Source organism: Vibrio sp. A37, from assembly GCF_059777565.1.
On sequence record NZ_JBLNLI010000005.1, the window covers coordinates 43,977 to 62,365 of the forward strand.

Sequence of the window (18,389 nt, forward strand, 5' to 3'; positions counted from 1 at the left end):
AGTCTAAGTAAATTACTTAAAACCTTTTATCTTTTTAATCATATCGTAAGCATTTTGGATTTCTTGTGATTTCTCTTTTGCTACGTTCATCATTTCAGGCGGAAGGCCTTTTGCCATTAATTTATCAGGATGATGCTCATTCATCAGTTTCCGATAAGCGCGTTTGACTTCCTGACTATTGGCATCTTCACTCACGCCAAGTACATCATATGCAGCCGACAATTGGTCTTTTTCAGAAGCTTGTTGCCAACTGCCTCCACCGTGTCCAAACCCCCCTCGCTGACCACCAAAACCGCCACTTTGCTGAAAACGAAAAGCCGCTTCAAACATACGAATACGACGCTCCAACTGCCCTGAAGTAAAGCCAAGACCGCTTGCTACTCGGTGAAGAACTTCTCTCTCGCTTGGGTGAAGGCTGCCATCGGCAAATGCTGCGGAAATCTGCAATTCCAAGAAAAACTGCATTAAATCATGACGTCCACCAGTCGAGAGCCTAACTCTTTCCAAAACACTTTCTAATGGAAAATCAGCCTCTTTGCCTTCTCTAAAGGCTTCTTGAGCCGCTTTGCGCTGTTCACCATGCAGGTTCATACGATCCATCATTGCAGATGCAAGTTGGATTTCTGACTGGGTCACCTGCCCTTTCGACTTAGCCAAATGCCCCATCACAGCAAAGGCTGACTTAAAGAACTCCGCTTGTCTTTCCGCTTGACTTGGCCCTGAACCAAATGGATTATTTGCAAATCCCCCTTGATTAAATCGGCGAGCTTTATCAAACTGGTGACCAAGCAACATCCCTAGTATGGCGCCGAATACACCCCCAAATAAAAAACCAAAAAAGATACCAAGAATTTTGCCAAAAATACGCATTATGTGCTCTCAATCTATGAATTTTTCAATTGCGACGTTGTCTGATACTGGCGCAAGCTATAATTTCCTTTATCATAAGCACCGTTTTCCATTAATTTTGGTCGAGCATTCACCAAATTAATCTAGTTCAACAGGATAGTAAAACTCGATGCCACGTTTTTCCCGCACTCTGCTAGCCGCTTCTATTACTGCTGCTCTTTTTATTTCAGAAGCTCATGCCGAAGCCTCGCTAGACAAAGGTGTGCAAGACATGCCTGCTTTCGGACAATGCCAAGTATTAGACCCTATTGATCAATGCTTGGTCAATGTACCTGCACCTAAAAACGCTAAAGATTTACCTGTGAATGTCAATGCTGATAACTTACAGGCAACCAATAACGATAAAGCCACCTATTCAGGGAACGTAGTTGTCACTCAAGGCCATAAAAGAATCACCGCAGATCACGTGACGTATCACAAAAAAGAAAATGTAGTGGTGGCAAAAGGAAACGTCAATTTTAGTGATGGGCAAATCAAAGCGGTATCAGATAAAGCAACCGATGATTTAAATACCAACCAATTCACACTATCTAACACTAAGTATAATTTCTTGTGTGAGCCTGGGCGCGGCACTGCAGTTTACGTATCAAATTCGGGTAAAGCTTTATATCAGATTGATGACGGCTCTATTACTTCCTGCCCTGAAGGTAATGATGCGTGGAAACTACGAGCCTCGAGTATAGATATCAACAAGAACGATGAAGAAGCAACATTCTACAACCCTAGATTCGAGATCCAGAATGTACCTGTTTTTTATCTGCCATATTTAGTCGTGCCAATTGGTAAAACAAGAAAGACAGGTTTTTTATATCCATCAGTATCATACGGCTCAACCAACGGTTTTACTACTGAAGTTCCAATATATTGGAACTTGGCTCCGAACTATGATTTGACGACCAATATTAAAAATATGCAGGAGCGTGGCACCCAGCTAGACAGTAAGTTTAGATACTTATCTACCTACGGGTCAGGGGCAATTAATACCGAGTATTTGCCAAGTGATAAAAAGTACCCAGATAAAGGCTCTCGTTGGGGGATTCAATATACACACAGTGGGATCTACGAACAAAACTGGAAATTCAATATTGATTACTCCAAAGTAAGTGATATTGATTACTTTTCAGATTTAGACTCTAGTATCGGCACCCAGTCTGACGGCCAGCTTACCCAAGAAGCACAGGCAACCTATCGAACTAGCAACTGGGATGCATCGATACTTGCAAGAAGTTTTCAAATACTAAATTCGAGCAGTCAGCCATATAAGCTTCTTCCTCAGCTATCGTTTAACTATTATCAGCCTCAGCTTTTGAAGCACCTTGATTTCAATATGGTGAGCGAATTATCAAACTTTACGACTAAACAACAATACGACCCGTCAGCTACTCGACTACACATTGAACCCGGAATCACCATACCTTTTAGTAATACATGGGGAACGTGGAAAACTAATCTTCAGTTACCAATGACCTACTATTACCAAGATGTGAGTGGCCACAATACGGTAGACCCTACTATTATAGAAAATGGAGTAACTTATACCAATGGGTACTATGGATTAAAACAAAATGTTACTCGAGTACTGCCCGTGTTTAGCAGCGACGCTAAAATGGTACTAGAAAGTAACAATAAATTCTTGGATGAATACACGCAAACGCTCGAACCTGAAATTAAATATGTTTATATCCCAACGGTTAATCAAGATGATATCGGCCTATATGACTCGACACAATTAGAAACCGACTATTATGGTCTATTCCGCACACGTAAATACAGTGGCTACGACTACTACCAAGGCGCAAACCAGATAACCTATGGTGCTACCTCTCGATTCTTCGATGACAATTACAAAGAACGAGCAAACATCGCATTTGGACAAATATTATATTTAAATAAAGGCCTTAAACTTGATTCAAACTCAAGTACTGACTCTAGCTTCTCTGCTTGGGCACTCCAAGGCGACTTCAATTATGGTGATAATTGGCTATACCATGGCAACCTTCAATATGATTCAGCGATCAGCACACTGCAAACAGCCAGCACTTATTTAGAATATCGTTTTGATAGTGGCTATATTCAATCCAACTATCGCTATGTGAATAAAAATTATATCTCCAATAATGTAAGTTACACTACTAACTCAATAACTGTGGACGGTATATCTCAAGCAGGGTTACTTGGTAGCTATAAGTTATCAAGAAAGTGGTCCGCTACTGGGCAGTATTTCTACGATCTTACAACCGACAATAACATTGAGTGGGTAGCGGGCTTGAAGTATACGTCTGATTGTTGGTACATCGCCTTCACCTATAGTAATCAGTTGAAGAACTGGAACGACAACGGTAGTGAAACTACAGACATGACCAACTACTATGCCAACAATATGACACCAAACTATGAAAGCAACTTTGGCATTAACTTTGGTATTATTGGCTTCGGTACCAGTGTAGGTTCATCGTCGAGTGCTAGTGGACTTGTAGATAGTTCGAGTACCTCATTAAGTTACAACAACCCATTTTTCTTAAATAACTAATTTATTTTATATAACTGCTGAACATATTTGCTCAGCGGAATGTTCGATAGGAACCCCTATGAAGAAGTGGACAATTTTGCTCTCGTGCGTTTTTGCACTTTTTATGACGAGCATGGCCAATGCCAAACAAGTTGAACTCGACAAAGTGGTCGTGATTGTCAACAAGGGCGTGATTTTGCAAAGTGATGTTGATATTGCAATGAAAATGTTAAAACTGAACGCAAAAGAAAGCGATCAGAAGCTGCCCAGTGATTCAGTGCTTAGAAAGCAAGTCATTGATAAATTGATACTGGATAAAATTCAGCAGCAAGAAGCGAAACGCCTCGGCATTCATGTTGATGATAAGCAGCTTGATACAGCGCTCAATGATATTGCGAAAAGTCAAAAAATGACTCTTAAGCAGATGATGACATCAGTACAAAATGCAGGCATCAGCTATTCGACATTTAGAACTGAGATTCGTCATGAAATCGCTGAGCGTGAAGCGCGTAATGCTTTAGTACGTCAACGCATCAACATACTGCCTGAAGAAGTAAACAACTTAGCAAAAATTCTTGCCAATCAAACTAATGCAACGGTTGAGTACAAAATCGCTCACATCCAACTTAACTTTAATGAACAAGACAAACAGAAAGTTGAAAAACAAGCAGAAGAGCTGGTGAGTAAGCTTAAATCAGGAGCAAACTTCAGCACCATGGCCTATAGCTTTTCCAAAGGCCCGAAAGCTCTAAACGGTGGTCAATGGGGATGGATGCGTAAAGAGGAAATGCCAACAGTATTCGCTGATCAAATTAAGATGAACAAAAAAGGTAGCATCATCGGGCCGTTTTTGGCTGGTTCTAGCTACCACATCTTAAAAATTGAAGATGTAAAAGGACTTAAAACAGTCGCTGTTACGGAAGTGGATGCTCGCCACATACTCATCAAGCCAAGTATTATTCTCAGTGATGCTGGCGCCAAAAAAGAGCTCAACGGATTTATCAAAGAAATTAAAGATGGCAAAGCAACTTTTTCCGAGCTTGCCAAGCAATACAGCCAAGACCCAGGTTCAGCAGCGCAAGGCGGCGATCTTGGTTATCAGACGCCAGATACCTTTGTACCTGAGTTTAAGCATCAAGTAGAAACCTTACCAGTTGGTCAAATCAGCAAACCATTTAAAACGGTTAATGGTTGGCACATTGTGGAAGTCATGGGACGTAAAAAGGTTGATAGAACCGATGCAGCAATGAAGAATCGCGCGTATCGCATTCTATTTAACCGCAAATTCAACGAAGAAGCAGGGGCTTGGCTACAAGAAATTCGAGCGGGAGCATATGTGGACATACTAAAGGACAACGGTAGCAATGACAGTTAAGAAGATTATCGTCACTGCTGGCGAGCCCGCAGGTGTTGGGCCCGACTTAGCACTTGCACTTTCTCAGCAAAACTGGCCACATCAAGTGGTTGTTTGTGCCGACAAAAGTATGCTTGCTGAGCGCGCAAGAGTCTTAGGTATTAAGGTTGACCTCATTGATTACAACCCAGACTCTGGACCAACACCACAGCAAAGCGGTTCATTGGTGATTGAGCACATTGAGTTAGCCCAACCAGTTGAAATTGGCGCCCTCAATGAAGAGAACGGCTCATATGTTCTGCAAACGCTAGAGAGAGCAGCCATCGGATGTATGAACGGTGAATTTGATGCGATTGTCACAGGACCTGTGCACAAAGGAGTGATCAATCGTTCTGGAGTCGCCTTCAGTGGCCATACAGAGTTTTTTGCCGAAAAGTCAAACACTCCATTGGTTGTAATGATGCTGGCAACCGAAGGTCTGCGTGTTGCATTAGTCACAACACATATTCCCTTAGCCTATGTGTCTAAAGCGGTGACTAAAGAGCGCCTAACAAGTATCGTGCAAATATTACATAAAGATCTCAAAGATAAATTTGCTATTGAAAAACCGTGTATATATATTTGCGGACTAAATCCTCATGCGGGTGAAGATGGCTGTTTAGGCCATGAAGAAATCGATACGATTACGCCAACTATTGACGCTATGCGTGAAGAGTTTGGGTATGATCTCGTTGGCCCATTACCAGCGGATACCATATTCCATCAAAAATATTTAGATCAGGCTGATGTGGTTTTGGGGATGTATCATGACCAAGTTCTGCCAGTACTTAAATACAAAGGGTTCGGCCAATCTGTTAATATCACCCTAGGATTACCATTTATTCGAACATCTGTTGACCATGGAACTGCTTTAGATCTCGCCGGTAAAGGCATAGCGGATACAGGAAGTTTTATTACTGCACTAAAGCAAGCCATTGAGTTGGTTGACAATAAATCAAGTTAGAGAAAGATATGAAAAATGATGTCCATTTAGGACACAAAGCCCGCAAACGATTTGGGCAAAACTTCCTAAACGATCCATATATCATTGATGGAATTGTGTCAGCAATTAATCCGAAGCCAGGGCAAAACCTAGTAGAAATTGGCCCTGGATTAGGTGCCATTACCGAACCTGTTGGCAAAGAAGTTGATAAGTTTACCGTCATTGAATTGGATCGCGACTTAGCAGAACGACTAAGGAACCACCCTGATCTTTCTTCCAAACTTACGATTCATGAAGGCGATGCAATGCGCTTTGACTTCAATGAGTTAGTACGACCAAACAACAAATTACGCATCTTTGGCAATCTTCCATATAACATCTCGACACCTTTGATGTTCCACCTTTTTGAGTTTCACAAAGATATTCAAGATATGCACTTTATGCTGCAAAAAGAAGTGGTGAACCGTTTGGCGGCAGGCCCTGGAAGCAAGGCTTATGGTCGTTTAACCGTAATGGCGCAGTATTTTTGTAAAGTCGTACCCGTACTCGAAGTACCACCAACCGCTTTTGTTCCACCACCTAAAGTGGACTCTGCTGTTGTTCGTTTAATGCCATACGAAACCCTGCCATGTCCAGCTGCTGACTTAAATTGGTTGGATCGAGTTTGTAGAGAAGGCTTCAACCAGAGAAGAAAAACGGTTCGCAACTGCTATAAGAGCCTACTAAACAGCGAAACGCTAGAGCAGCTTGGTATCAATCCTGGGATGCGTCCAGAAAATCTTACTTTAGAACAGTTTGTTGCTATGGCAAACTGGTTACATGCGAATCACTGATATTCGCAATAAGCTGGTCGTAATTTCCTTCGACCAGCGCTATAAATAATAAAAAGAACTGAGTTAGGAGTTAACATGGAAGTTAGTCAACCCTGTATAAAAGTTCAAGTCCATACCAAATTTATTAAAGAACAATCTGACCCCGACAATAAGCGCTTCATTTTCGCGTACATCATTACTATCAAAAATCTTAGCCAACAAACCGTCCAGCTAATTAGCCGAAGGTGGCTAATTACCGATGCCAACGGTAAGCAAATGTCTGTCGAAGGTGACGGAGTTGTTGGCCAACAACCTTTCATTGAAGGTAATGATGAATATACCTACAGCAGCGGCACAGCAATCGAAACTCCTGTTGGCGTTATGCAAGGCCAATACCTTTTACTCAATGAAAAGGGCGAAGAGTTTGTGACAGAAATAGAGCCATTTCGATTAGCCGTGCCAAACGTCTTAAACTGATTGTTTGGGAGTATTAATGTCCACCTATATCGTTGGAGATATTCAAGGCTGTTTAGACGAACTATTGCTGTTGCTAGATAAAGCATCATTCGATGCGAAATCAGATCAATTATGGCTAGCAGGAGACTTAGTCGCACGCGGCCCTAAATCTTTAGAAACATTGCGTTTTATTAAAAGCTTAGGTAAGTCTGCGAAAATAGTTTTAGGTAATCATGACCTGCACCTGTTAGCGGTATCCCTTGGCCGCTTTAGCGCTAAACCGAAGGATAAAACAGGCGAGATACTTGTAGCAAAAGACAAAGATAATTTGCTCAATTGGCTAAGAAAACAACCTCTTCTGCTCGAGCACGAAGAATTTGTACTCAGCCATGCAGGTATCTCTCCCCTGTGGGACCTAAAAACTGCGCGCGCTGCTGCTGCGGAAATAGAAGCACTGTTACAGAGTGAAAACTGGCACTGGCTAATTGAGAATATGTACGGTGATGGACCAGAAAAGTGGTCGAAAAAGCTATCAGGGATTGAACGCTATCGCTATATCATCAACGCTTTTACTCGAATGAGGTTTGTCAATAAACAAGGCAAACTTGATATGGAGCAGAAAAAACCACCAAGCCTTGTAAAAGACAGGAGTTTAGTTCCTTGGTTCAAATACCCTGATAGGAAAGAAGTTGAGAAAACCATCATATTTGGTCATTGGGCAGCGCTTGAAGGTCACAAGAGCAAACGCTTTATTGGCTTAGATACTGGCTGTGTTTGGGGTGGCTCGCTAACTATGATTCGCTGGGAAGATAAAAAATACTTCACTCAACAATCGCTAGGATTAAGCGCTTAACCACTTAAACATGCTGGCTAAGCGCCTAAGGTTCTATACCTTTTCCAATACGTTAAACGTCATGCTGTGGGCATTCTTCTCATCAGCATGATAGGTTTCGCTGTGTGTTATTTCCCAGTCACGTCCCCAATCAGGGAAGTGCGTATCACCAGCAATATCTGCGTCAATAAAGGTTAAGTAAAGTTTGTCTGCTTGTGGCAGGCAAGCTTGGTAGATAGAGCCTCCACCAATGATCATCACTTCTGGCTCACTATGCACCTGCTCTATAGCCTTTTCGATAGAAGAAACAACGGTAACACCCTCAATCTCCAAGGTTTCATCACGACTAACAACAATATTTAGACGCCCTGGAAGCGCTTTACCAATCGAGTCAAACGTTTTTCGGCCCATGATGATAGGCTTGCCCATCGTGCAGCGCTTAAACCAAACGAAATCTGCTGGTAAATGCCATGGCATCTGATTGTCTTTACCAATGATACGATCTTTAGCCATTGCGGCTATCAAACTAATTACCATCTTACTCCTGTTTAACAGTTAAATTATTGGTTTTTGGCGATAAAATAACAACCTTGGCATCGCTAAACCAACAGCTAAGCCAACGATAATAAACATCGCTTTTAAAAAATTCTCCGCCAACCCAGCAAGCAAGTCTGGCTGAAAACCAAACTGATTGATCTGCACTAGAGCTATCATAGCCTTAAACGCATATACACCCGGGATCATTGGGATCAAAGCAGCTACTGTAAACACTTTTGGATGTGCCAACAACCTTTGTGACCATATCACACCAATCATGCCTATTAGCGTCGCTGCAAAAAATGTTGCCCATTCTATTGAAACACCGTAGTGCATCATCAAGAAACGAGAGCCATGACCAACAGCACCACCAATAGCGCAGTACTTCAAGGCATTTTTTGGCACGTTGAACACTAAAGCAAACCCAACAGCAGGAATGGCTGCAAAAAACATATCATTGACTAAAGCAAAAAGAAGTTCAAACAAACTCATTCAAATCACCCAGCCCCATACATCAACAGCAGTCATTGCAGCAACAATGCCCAAACTGGTAGCAAGCGTCAGTAACGTCGCCATCACAAATCGGGCAACGCCCATATTGGTATAGCCCTTAAGCATGTCTGCAACCGAGTTAATTAACGGAAATCCCGGGACGAGCATTAAAACTGAAGAAGCCATAGCAACCGTCGGCTGATTACCGATACTAAACACAACAGCCTGAGCTGAAATGACGGTTGTAACGAAAGCACAAACCGTAAAATTTAAAAATGGATTGAAATGATATTTAGCGAGTTGGAGCCGTACCATCATTCCAATAGAAGCAGCGATAAATGTCATGATAAAGACATATTCATTGCCACCCGAAAGCTTTGAAAAAGCGGCGCATGATAAGCCAATCATAAAAGTAACGAACCATCGATTGTATCGCTCTGACGTAATTTTACTAATCGCTTGCTGAGCTTTTTCACAATCATACAACTGTTTCTCAAGCAGGATACAGATCCTTTGTACTTGAGTCACCACTCGCATATTAATGCCTTTATCCGGGCTTCTCCTAGCAGTGGTTAAACATTCCTGTTGATAAATTGTGGTCACTACAAGCGAGCTTGCAGAAAGTGATACTTCTACTTCATCCATGCCGTTAGCGATCCCGATACGCCGCATGATATCGCCAACGACAGCACTCTCTGCTCCATGTGCAAGTAAAAGCTGTCCTGCACTTGCAATAAGGCGAGAAACCGCTCTTTGATCCGGCTGCATATTTCTTCCTTGAGTTAGATCTTGTGCTCTACATTAAACTTGAGACAATAAAAAACCGCAATCTCATCATTGCGGTTTTTTATCATTTAGCTGTTATTCTCGAACGTAAATAACATGTCCATCATCTTCATCATCGTCGTCCCAGTCATCGTCATCTTCAGTGATGACATCGTCACTGTTCATGACTTCATTGTGGTAATCATCCCACATGAAATCAACAGACTCCTCTTCCGACTCAGACGCTTCTTCTCTTGGTAAGTTTTCCATAAAGTCTGCAAGCTTGTAACACAGCTCTTTGGTGCCTTGCTTATTAATCGCAGAAATCGTGAAGTACTCATCTTCCCAGCCTAAGGCATCAAGGATCTGTTCAATTTTCTCTTGCGCTTCTTCTTCTGGTAGAAGATCGATCTTGTTGAATACCAGCCAACGAGGTTTTTCTGCTAACTTATCACTGTACTGCTCGAGCTCATCAATAATGGTTAACGCATTTTGTACTGGATCAGATTGATCAATCGGAAGCAGATCGATCATATGTAAAAGTACACGGCAGCGCTCTAGGTGTTTTAGGAATCGGATCCCAAGGCCCGCACCATCAGCTGCGCCTTCGATCAAACCCGGTATATCGGCAACAACAAAGCTTTTCTCTGCTACAACACTCACCACACCAAGACTTGGTATTAGAGTAGTGAATGGATAATCCGCTACTTTTGGTTTCGCTGCAGAGACAGAGCGGATGAAGGTCGATTTACCTGCATTTGGTAAACCCAGCATGCCCACATCGGCTAAAAGAAGCAGCTCCAAACGAAGCTCACGAACTTCACCTTTGGTTCCCATGGTTTTTTGTCTAGGGGCACGGTTAACTGAAGACTTAAAGCGTGTATTGCCTAAGCCATGCCAACCACCTTTAGCAACCATCAATTTTTTACCGTGAGTCGTTACTTCACCGACTACTTCGTTGGTATGAATATCAACGGCTCTGGTGCCCACTGGAACTCGCAGTACTTTGTCTTTACCACGCTTACCCGTACAGTTACCACCACGGCCATTCTCGCCTCTTTCACCAGCATAGAAGCGCTGAAAACGGTAATCGATAAGGGTATTTAGGTTTTCATCCGCTTCGATATAAACATCACCGCCATCACCGCCATCACCGCCGTCCGGTCCGCCTTTGGTAACGAATTTCTCGCGCCAAAAACTGACTATACCGTTGCCGCCATCGCCCGCTTCGACTTTGATTGTTGCTTCATCAACGAACTTCATTTCTCACCCCGCAAATTTCGCGTTGCCATATCACCGATCTAGGCAATATAAATTCTAGCAAATCGAACACCTTGTCGATTTTGTCTTTCTAGTAAATAAAAAACCCCGCCATTAAATGGCAGGGCTTTTGAAATCAGCTTAAAGTCTGTTATTACTCAGCTTCGATGCTAACGAATTTACGGTTTTTAGGACCTTTAACTTCGAATTTTACTTTACCATCAGATAGAGCAAATAGAGTATGGTCTTTACCGATACCAACGTTAGTGCCTGCATGGAATTTAGTACCGCGCTGACGAACAATGATGTTACCAGCTAGTACAGATTCACCACCGAAACGCTTTACACCAAGACGTTTACTTTCTGAATCGCGGCCGTTACGAGTAGAACCGCCAGCTTTTTTGTGTGCCATTGTTAAACTCTCCTAATTTATTAAGCGTTGATGCCAGTGATTTTCACTTCAGTGAACCACTGACGGTGGCCTTGCTGCTTACGAGAGTGCTTACGACGACGGAACTTAACGATTTTTACTTTATCGCCACGACCGTGTTGTACAACTTCAGCAGTCACTTTGCCGCCATCAACAAGGGGTGCACCAACAGTGATTTCTTCACCGTTAGCAACAAGTAGAACCTTGTCGAATTCAACTGTTGCGCCAGTTTCAACGTCTAATTTTTCTAAACGAAGAGTTTGACCTTCGCTTACACGGTGTTGTTTACCACCAGATTGGAAAACAGCGTACATATTTTACTCCGCTTTTTCCGCACAGCCTTTGCTTTCAATTGAGCTTTTGGGTGTGCGCTAAACTAATCATCAATAGGGCGCAGATTCTACAGAAACACTCTCGAGTTGACAAGCCATAAATGAAAAAAATTGGTCGATTGCTAATCACCAAGAATTTTTACCCGAATGACACGTATTTATCATATATTAAACAGTAAGAATTAGTGTATTATTCGCAACCGAACAACAAAAGCCACATCTATTCTCAGCCGGATTTATAATGGATTTTAACGCTATCCAAAAACTTACTGCCAATGACATGGCAAAAGTAAACCAAACAATTCAAAACCAACTTAATTCTGATGTTGCTCTAATCAATCAGCTCGGATTGTATATTGTCAGTGGTGGTGGCAAGCGTTTACGTCCATTGCTTGCTGTACTATCAGCTAAAGCGCTAGGTTATCAAGGCGAGCATCATACCACAGCCGCTGCTTTTATAGAGTTTATCCATACAGCAACCTTACTGCATGACGATGTTGTCGATGAATCAGACATGCGCAGAGGTAAAGCAACAGCGAACGCTGCATTTGGCAACGCTGCAAGTGTGCTGGTTGGTGACTTTATTTACACTCGCTCATTCCAAATGATGACCAAACTAGGATCGTTAAAGATCTTAGAGCTAATGAGCGACGCGGTAAACATTATCGCGGAAGGTGAAGTCCAGCAATTGATCAACTGCAATGACTCTTCTGTAACTGAAGAAGACTACATGCAAGTTATTTACTCAAAAACCGCACGTCTATTCGAAGCAGCAACCCAAATAGGCGCTATTTTGTCTGATGCATCAGAAGAAGTCGAAACTGCACTACAAAATTACGGTAAATATTTAGGCACAGCATTCCAATTGATTGACGATGTCATGGATTACACTTCTGATGGCAAAGAGATGGGGAAAAACGTCGGCGACGATCTTGCTGAAGGAAAGCCTACTCTCCCCCTTCTTTATGCTATGCAAAAAAGCTCGGGTGAAGATGCCGAGTTAATTAAAGAGGCAATAGAGAAAGCGAACGGCATGGAGCACTTAGATCGTATTCTATCTATTATGAATACGACTGGCTCACTACAATACACACAAGACAAAGCCGTACAAGAAGCAGATAAAGCAATAGCAGAGCTCGATATCATACCTGATAGCGAGTATAAGCAAGCGCTTGTCTCACTAGCGCATCTTGCCGTACATCGAAGCAAGTAAAACCTGTAACTCTTTTAGATAGAGAATAAATCGAAAGCGAAAAAATAGCTGATCCGAAGGTCAGCTATTTTTGTTTGTAAAGTTTGCAAAAATTCTACTTCACAAATTCCACACCAATTTTGATGTCACCGTTTAACGTTTCTAACATGCTATCTAAAGACGATTTCTCGTAAGCACTAAGTGCTCCATAGCTTAAGATTTCTTCAACACCATTTTTGCCAAGCTTGATTGGCTGAGCAAAGAATGGGGCATGCTCTCCGTCGCCCTCAACGTATGCACACTCTACAATGTTTGATTCACCTTGCATTGCTTTCACTAAAGAAAGACCAAAACGACAAGCCGCTTGCCCCATAGAAAGTGTCGCACTACCACCACCCGCTTTTGCTTCCACAACTTCTGTGCCCGCATTTTGGATACGCTTGGTTAATGCTTCGATTTCATCTTGGGAGAAGTCGACACCGTCAATTTGAGAAAGCAGCGGCAAAATAGTCACACCAGAGTGACCACCGATGACAGGCACATCCAGGTCGAATGGATTCTTACCTTTAAGTTCAGCAACAAAAGTTTCAGAACGGATAACATCAAGAGTCGTCACACCAAAAAGCTTACGCTTGTCATAAACTCCTGCCTTTTTAAGTACCTCAGCAGCAATTGGCACTGTTGTGTTTACAGGGTTTGTGATGATGCCAATACAAGCACTTGGACAGACAACCGCAATTTTTTCAGCAAGAGATTTAACTATGCCAGCATTCACATTGAAGAGATCCGCACGATCCATTCCCGGCTTTCGCGCAACGCCCGCTGAGATTAAGACAATATCGGCACCTTCAAGAGCTGGAGTTGGATCTTCACCAGCGTAGCCTTTAATAGAAACTGGCGTTGGGATGTGGCTGAGATCCGCGGCAACACCTGGAGTAACTGGTGCAATATCATACAGAGCAAGATCAGAGCCTGCTGGTAGATGATTTTTAAGTAGAAGGGCTAAAGCTTGACCGATGCCACCAGCGGCACCAACAACGGCTACTTTCATTGTGTTCTCCTTGGGATGAGATCTTATTTATAATCGTTGGATATGAGGTTCAGGTTTGTTGACCAGACGAATTATAGCAAGAATTCTTTGATTACAATCAAATAAACATCAGCTTTGCGATGTCACGCATTGAGGTTTTTTTACTTGAATTACTAAAAATCCAGACAACATTGCAAATTGTTTAAAATCATACAGTTAACAATTTCATCAACTATAATAATAATTATACTTTCGTGAGAAGGGTTTAATTTTGATCAATATGGCTATATTCAAGTAGGTATGCGAAAATATTCACTGTAACGATACGTAAATAACGAAAGAAACAAAATCATGCGCAATTCAGAAAAACAAGAAAACTTAGTTCGCGCTTTCAAAGCCCTACTAAAAGAGGAAAGATTCGGCTCGCAAAGCGATATTGTTGAGGCTCTGAAACAACAAGGCTTCGACAACATTAACCAGTCGAAGGTTTCCCGAATGCTAACCAAGTTTGGCGCGGTAAGAACACGTAATGCCAAAATGGAGATGGTATATTGTTTGCCTGCTGAGTTAGGTGTCCCAACAGCATCGAGTTCTCTAAAGGAGCTAGTACTGGGAATTGATAGGAACAGTGCGTTAATTGTTATTCACACGGGGCCTGGCGCTGCACAATTAATCGCTCGCCTACTAGATTCTCTAGGAAAATCAGAAGGGATTTTAGGCGTCGTTGCTGGTGACGATACAATCTTCATTACGCCAACAATGGATGTGACTACAGAGCAAGTGTTCCAGTCAGTATGTGAACTATTTGAATACACTGGCTGATTTACCTTCAAGTAACAGCATTCACACTAAGATGGGGCATCGAAGGTGCGCCATTTTTTATACGAAAAATACGTAACAAAATACGAAATTCTCACCTTTTACTTGTGGTTTTTGTATACACTTTAGAATAGTGATTCGGGCTATATCAGGGAGATATGCTCATGAGGATGCGAGTGTTATTAGTGGCTACTTTTATTGCTGCTATGATAAGTTTTCAGACGAGCTACGCTCAGCAGTTCATCACTATCGGTACCGGCTCTGTCACTGGCGTTTACTATCCAGCAGGTGGGGCAATTTGTAAGCTGGTGAACCAAGGAAGAAAAGAGCACAATACTCGCTGTTCTGTCGAATCAACAGGCGGCTCAATATACAACGTCAACTCTATCCGCGACAAAGAACTCGATTTTGGTATTGTCCAGTCTGATTGGCAATATCACGCCTACAACGGTACAGGTAAATTCTCAGAGCAAGGTCCATATAAAAAATTACGTGCATTGTTTTCCCTTCATACTGAAGTTTTTAATCTCATTACCCAATCCAATTCCTCTATACAAACACTATTGGATATAAAGGGATCTCGTGTTGATATAGGCAACCCTGGGTCGGGAGACCGCGCCACAATGGGTGTCGTTATGAATGTCATGGGCTGGACAAGTGAGAGCTTTAAGCAACCAAGCGAATTAACTGGAGCTGAACGCTCGCAAGCGCTTTGCAACAACAATATTGATGCCTTTGTTTATGTAGTAGGTCACCCAAATGGGCCAATAAAAGAAGCATTCACCTCTTGCAATGCAAAGCTAGTTCCCGTCACTGGCCCCCAAATAGATAAGATTGTCGCAGATAATCCGTATTACGCTTACAGCACTATTCCTGCAGGTATGTATTCACCCTCGCAACCAGATACTCAAAGCTTTGGTGTTGTGGCAACACTTGTGACGAGTACCAACACACCCAACGAAGTAGCCTACATTGTCACTAAAGCAGTGTTTGAAAATTTTGACACCTTTATTCGTATGCACCCAGCACTGAGCAATCTAAAAAAAGAAGATATGATCGCTGCGGGCCTAACTATTCCACTGCACCCCGGTGCAAAAAAATATTACAGAGAAGTCGGATTGATAAAGTAGCGGGCGCTCGCATTCTTAATATTTGCTTTCAATACGTAACTTTTATGTTGTCGATCAATGACCAAAGCGTTGAAAATGACTACCGTTATCGCAATTTTTGTTAACTAGATTCAACTAGAGCAAACAACGACTGCTTTTCTCTAGAATTGAAGCTAGTGCCTACGCTAATAAAGAGCTCAAATGAAAGAATTTAAAAAGCCGATACTGATTTTATTGGCCGCAGTCCTAATAAGTGGTCTACTGATCTATTCTGCTATTCCGAATGAATCAAAACTTGCTATCTTTTGCGTATTAGCATTCTCTCTTGGGGTGCGCCACGGTTTGGACGCTGATCATATTGCTGCTATTGATAACGTTACGCGCAAAATGGTTGCTAGAAAACAAGATAGCTACACTGTCGGAATATACTTTGCCCTAGGACACTCTAGTGTCGTATTTCTTATGACTCTGATGATCGTTTTAGGGGTACTAACATTCCAAGGCAACGCAACTTTAAATAATATTGGTGCTGCAATTGGCACTGCCATGTCAATTGGCTTCTTGATTGTTACCGGGCTGCTCAATGGTCGAATTTTCGTCAATGCTTATAAAAATGAATCAAGTGATGAATCTCCAAGCGGAATATTTTTCAAGATTTTCCACCGACTCTTCGACAAAGTCACTCACCCGAAGTATATGTACATCGTCGGTTTTCTATTTGGCCTCGGTTTTGATACTGCCACTGAAATTGCACTGCTGGGCATGGCCGCAACTCAAACCATGAACGGTGTTGCCATATATTTTATACTGCTGCTACCTCTGTCATTTGCATTAGGAATGGTATTAACAGATGCTTTAGATAGTTGGATGCAACTTCATTTATGCAAGTGGTCAACATTAAATGCAAGTAACCGTCGTCGCTACAATTTGTGGATAACCGCCTTCTCTGTGGTTGTAGCGCTTGGTATTGCAGGTATGGAAATTCTTTCACTATTGAATGAGCAGACAGCTGTCGCTCAATATTTCTCAACCCATTCTGAGCTTATCGGAATCTTTATTATTGCCATCTTTGCAGGCAGTTGGCTCATTGTGAGTCCTAGAAGCAAAAACAAACTCTCTATCAAGTCTTCATAACTCTAATCAAAACGAGTTAAATTGAAACTCTCATTGAGTGGCGCACAAAGCGTCACTCAACGCCACAGTTGTGCTGTATGTTTGCCCATCAAGTTCAACCGACAATTCATAGCAATCATTAGGGTTTGGATTGTCAATATCGCTGTAGATTGGCGCTTCAACTTGAAATATCGCTTTTACGTGATCATCTCGTACATCTAGCGGCAGCTGATATGTCATGCCATCAAATTTCACTGCTGCAGAAACTAACCCAGGACGCAGTGTGGAATAGAATACATCAACAATGAGCTCACATCCCCCACCATGATGCCATACTTGTTCTGTATGGACCTCTTCTAGCCTTATATTTGATATAGTCTGTAAATATGGCGCTTGAGAGATCTCAAGCTGGGCGTTTTTTACTTCAACGTTAAAGTTTGAGCTAACCTCAGCTAGCCAATCTTCATCAGGCTCAATAAGTAATACTTCAATAAGGTTTTTACCCACATAGAGCAAAGGGCGAACATCTCGCTGATAAACAGTTTGTGAACCATCACAATCGAAGACTGCAACGCCATTAATTCTAACTTCGGCGTATCGCTCAACTCCACCAATCACTAAGTCGATAGCAGGATAATTTAGCGACTCTTCATCAAGGTAAAATTTATGGGACAGGTACCATTCCTGCTGAGACACTTGTTCTTGAGTTAAAGTACTCGGCAGTGCAGAAGCGATTAGGTTAGGTAGGGACAAATGACATAGCGGTAAAGATGAGTCGGTTAGAGAAGAGAGCTGCCAATTATCACTTAAGGTTATTTGCATACTGGTCCTAACAATAACTGAAAACTTTGAAATAAAAGGCAGCTGGTTTATCCAATCAGCTACCTAGTTGAACTTTACTACTTATTCGTCAATTTCTTCGTCATCTTCGTAAACGGCATCTTCACCTTCATAAAAAGTCCCCCAACCGTCATAAATAATGTCGTGTTTTTCAGCAAGCTCGACTAATTTTTGCACCTGCTCGCCGATGATATTTTCATCTAAAGGAGATTGCATAGTCGCATCGACACAGAATAATTTGTTGCCATCTTCATCTTCTGTTTCTTCAGCTTCTAGCACCTCAAAACCCATTTTGAAAGCGTCGATGACTGCTTTTTCTAACGTATCGAAATCCTCAGAAAATAGGTGATGCTCAATGTCGTAAACCGCATCTGGATCGCTGCCATCTTCCAAGAGAGCTTGAATAATATCTCGGGTGTCTTCTTTTTGAATTTCAATCAGCTCTTCTACTGATAGATAGTCTTCTTGAGACATGGCATTTCTCCAATGTTGTTTCTCATAACGCTAGAAATTATTGTTCACAAAAGTGTAAAAAAGGTCAAAAAACCTCAAGCCACGCAATATCGCATGGTTAGCAGTGAAATACCATTACTATCTGACAACTTCAGCGAATTTC

Annotated in this window: 20 protein-coding genes; 10 read left to right on the forward strand and 10 right to left on the reverse strand. The window is 42.0% G+C overall.

From position 1 onward, the window contains the following. Positions 1-12 precede the first annotated feature (12 nt). The gene (gene djlA, locus ACM2FC_RS10285; protein WP_498480828.1) at positions 13-870 is read right to left on the reverse strand and encodes a co-chaperone DjlA; all 858 of its coding nucleotides are present in this window, start codon (positions 868-870) and stop codon (positions 13-15) included. A 148-nt stretch (positions 871-1,018) separates the two neighbouring features. Between djlA and lptD the strand changes: the two genes are divergently transcribed. The 6 genes from lptD (at position 1,019) to ACM2FC_RS10315 (ending at position 7,875) form a co-directional block, all read left to right on the forward strand. Next, positions 1,019-3,439, forward strand: coding sequence for an LPS assembly protein LptD (gene lptD, locus ACM2FC_RS10290; RefSeq protein ID WP_498480829.1), 2,421 nt, complete (start codon positions 1,019-1,021; stop codon positions 3,437-3,439). A 58-nt stretch (positions 3,440-3,497) separates the two neighbouring features. Then, positions 3,498-4,793, forward strand: coding sequence for a peptidylprolyl isomerase SurA (surA, locus tag ACM2FC_RS10295; protein ID WP_498480830.1), 1,296 nt, complete (start codon positions 3,498-3,500; stop codon positions 4,791-4,793). Further along, complete coding sequence (pdxA, locus tag ACM2FC_RS10300) at positions 4,783-5,775, forward strand: 4-hydroxythreonine-4-phosphate dehydrogenase PdxA (RefSeq protein WP_498480831.1); 993 nt, start codon at positions 4,783-4,785, stop codon at positions 5,773-5,775. Before surA ends, pdxA begins: the two co-directional genes overlap by 11 nt. An 8-nt stretch (positions 5,776-5,783) precedes the next feature. Then, a complete protein-coding gene (rsmA, locus tag ACM2FC_RS10305; RefSeq protein WP_498480832.1) occupies positions 5,784-6,587 on the forward strand; it encodes a 16S rRNA (adenine(1518)-N(6)/adenine(1519)-N(6))-dimethyltransferase RsmA in 804 nt (267 codons plus the stop codon). Positions 6,588-6,662: 75 nt separating this feature from the next. Further along, a complete protein-coding gene (gene apaG / locus ACM2FC_RS10310) occupies positions 6,663-7,043 on the forward strand; it encodes a Co2+/Mg2+ efflux facilitator ApaG/CorD (RefSeq protein ID WP_498480833.1) in 381 nt (126 codons plus the stop codon). A gap of 16 nt (positions 7,044-7,059) precedes the next feature. Further along, positions 7,060-7,875, forward strand: coding sequence for a symmetrical bis(5'-nucleosyl)-tetraphosphatase (locus ACM2FC_RS10315; RefSeq protein WP_498480834.1), 816 nt, complete (start codon positions 7,060-7,062; stop codon positions 7,873-7,875). Between the two features lie 33 nt (positions 7,876-7,908). Here the strand turns inward: ACM2FC_RS10315 and folA are convergent, their stop codons facing one another. The 6 genes from folA to rplU form a co-directional block, all read right to left on the reverse strand. Next, entirely contained in the window at positions 7,909-8,391 is a 483-nt protein-coding gene (gene folA / locus ACM2FC_RS10320) for a type 3 dihydrofolate reductase (RefSeq protein WP_498480835.1), read from the reverse strand. Positions 8,392-8,409: 18 nt separating this feature from the next. Further along, entirely contained in the window at positions 8,410-8,883 is a 474-nt protein-coding gene (locus ACM2FC_RS10325; RefSeq protein WP_498480836.1) for a threonine/serine exporter family protein, read from the reverse strand. Next, the gene (locus ACM2FC_RS10330) at positions 8,884-9,651 is read right to left on the reverse strand and encodes a threonine/serine exporter family protein (RefSeq protein WP_498480837.1); all 768 of its coding nucleotides are present in this window, start codon (positions 9,649-9,651) and stop codon (positions 8,884-8,886) included. 93 nt (positions 9,652-9,744) lie between these two features. After that, positions 9,745-10,911 (reverse strand): Obg family GTPase CgtA, encoded by a 1,167-nt coding sequence (gene cgtA, locus ACM2FC_RS10335; protein WP_498480838.1) that lies wholly within the window; start codon positions 10,909-10,911, stop codon positions 9,745-9,747. A 151-nt stretch (positions 10,912-11,062) separates the two neighbouring features. After that, a complete protein-coding gene (gene rpmA / locus ACM2FC_RS10340) occupies positions 11,063-11,320 on the reverse strand; it encodes a 50S ribosomal protein L27 (RefSeq protein ID WP_014205843.1) in 258 nt (85 codons plus the stop codon). A gap of 20 nt (positions 11,321-11,340) precedes the next feature. After that, entirely contained in the window at positions 11,341-11,652 is a 312-nt protein-coding gene (gene rplU, locus ACM2FC_RS10345) for a 50S ribosomal protein L21 (RefSeq protein ID WP_237363081.1), read from the reverse strand. Between the two features lie 259 nt (positions 11,653-11,911). Between rplU and ispB the strand changes: the two genes are divergently transcribed. Beyond that, positions 11,912-12,883: an octaprenyl diphosphate synthase gene (gene ispB / locus ACM2FC_RS10350; protein ID WP_498480839.1), complete on the forward strand. Its 972-nt coding sequence runs from the start codon at positions 11,912-11,914 to the stop codon at positions 12,881-12,883. Between the two features lie 94 nt (positions 12,884-12,977). Here ispB and mdh read toward each other — a convergent pair whose 3' ends face one another. Continuing rightward, a complete protein-coding gene (mdh, locus tag ACM2FC_RS10355; RefSeq protein ID WP_498480840.1) occupies positions 12,978-13,913 on the reverse strand; it encodes a malate dehydrogenase in 936 nt (311 codons plus the stop codon). A gap of 330 nt (positions 13,914-14,243) precedes the next feature. Here mdh and argR point away from each other — a divergent pair, with 330 nt between their 5' ends. The 3 genes from argR to ACM2FC_RS10370 all read left to right on the forward strand — a co-directional run bounded on the left by argR (position 14,244) and on the right by ACM2FC_RS10370 (position 16,954). Continuing rightward, positions 14,244-14,714: a transcriptional regulator ArgR gene (argR, locus tag ACM2FC_RS10360; protein ID WP_498480841.1), complete on the forward strand. Its 471-nt coding sequence runs from the start codon at positions 14,244-14,246 to the stop codon at positions 14,712-14,714. 161 nt (positions 14,715-14,875) lie between these two features. After that, positions 14,876-15,841, forward strand: coding sequence for a TAXI family TRAP transporter solute-binding subunit (locus ACM2FC_RS10365; protein ID WP_498480842.1), 966 nt, complete (start codon positions 14,876-14,878; stop codon positions 15,839-15,841). Between the two features lie 180 nt (positions 15,842-16,021). Next, positions 16,022-16,954 (forward strand): HoxN/HupN/NixA family nickel/cobalt transporter, encoded by a 933-nt coding sequence (locus tag ACM2FC_RS10370; RefSeq protein WP_498480843.1) that lies wholly within the window; start codon positions 16,022-16,024, stop codon positions 16,952-16,954. Positions 16,955-16,984: 30 nt separating this feature from the next. Here the strand turns inward: ACM2FC_RS10370 and ACM2FC_RS10375 are convergent, their stop codons facing one another. Next, complete coding sequence (locus ACM2FC_RS10375; RefSeq protein WP_498480844.1) at positions 16,985-17,755, reverse strand: glycosyl hydrolase 2 galactose-binding domain-containing protein; 771 nt, start codon at positions 17,753-17,755, stop codon at positions 16,985-16,987. 81 nt (positions 17,756-17,836) lie between these two features. Then, positions 17,837-18,247 carry a ribonuclease E inhibitor RraB gene (gene rraB, locus ACM2FC_RS10380; protein WP_498480845.1) on the reverse strand — a complete coding sequence of 137 codons (411 nt, stop codon included), beginning with the start codon at positions 18,245-18,247 and terminating at the stop codon, positions 17,837-17,839. Between the last annotated feature and the right edge of the window lie 142 nt (positions 18,248-18,389).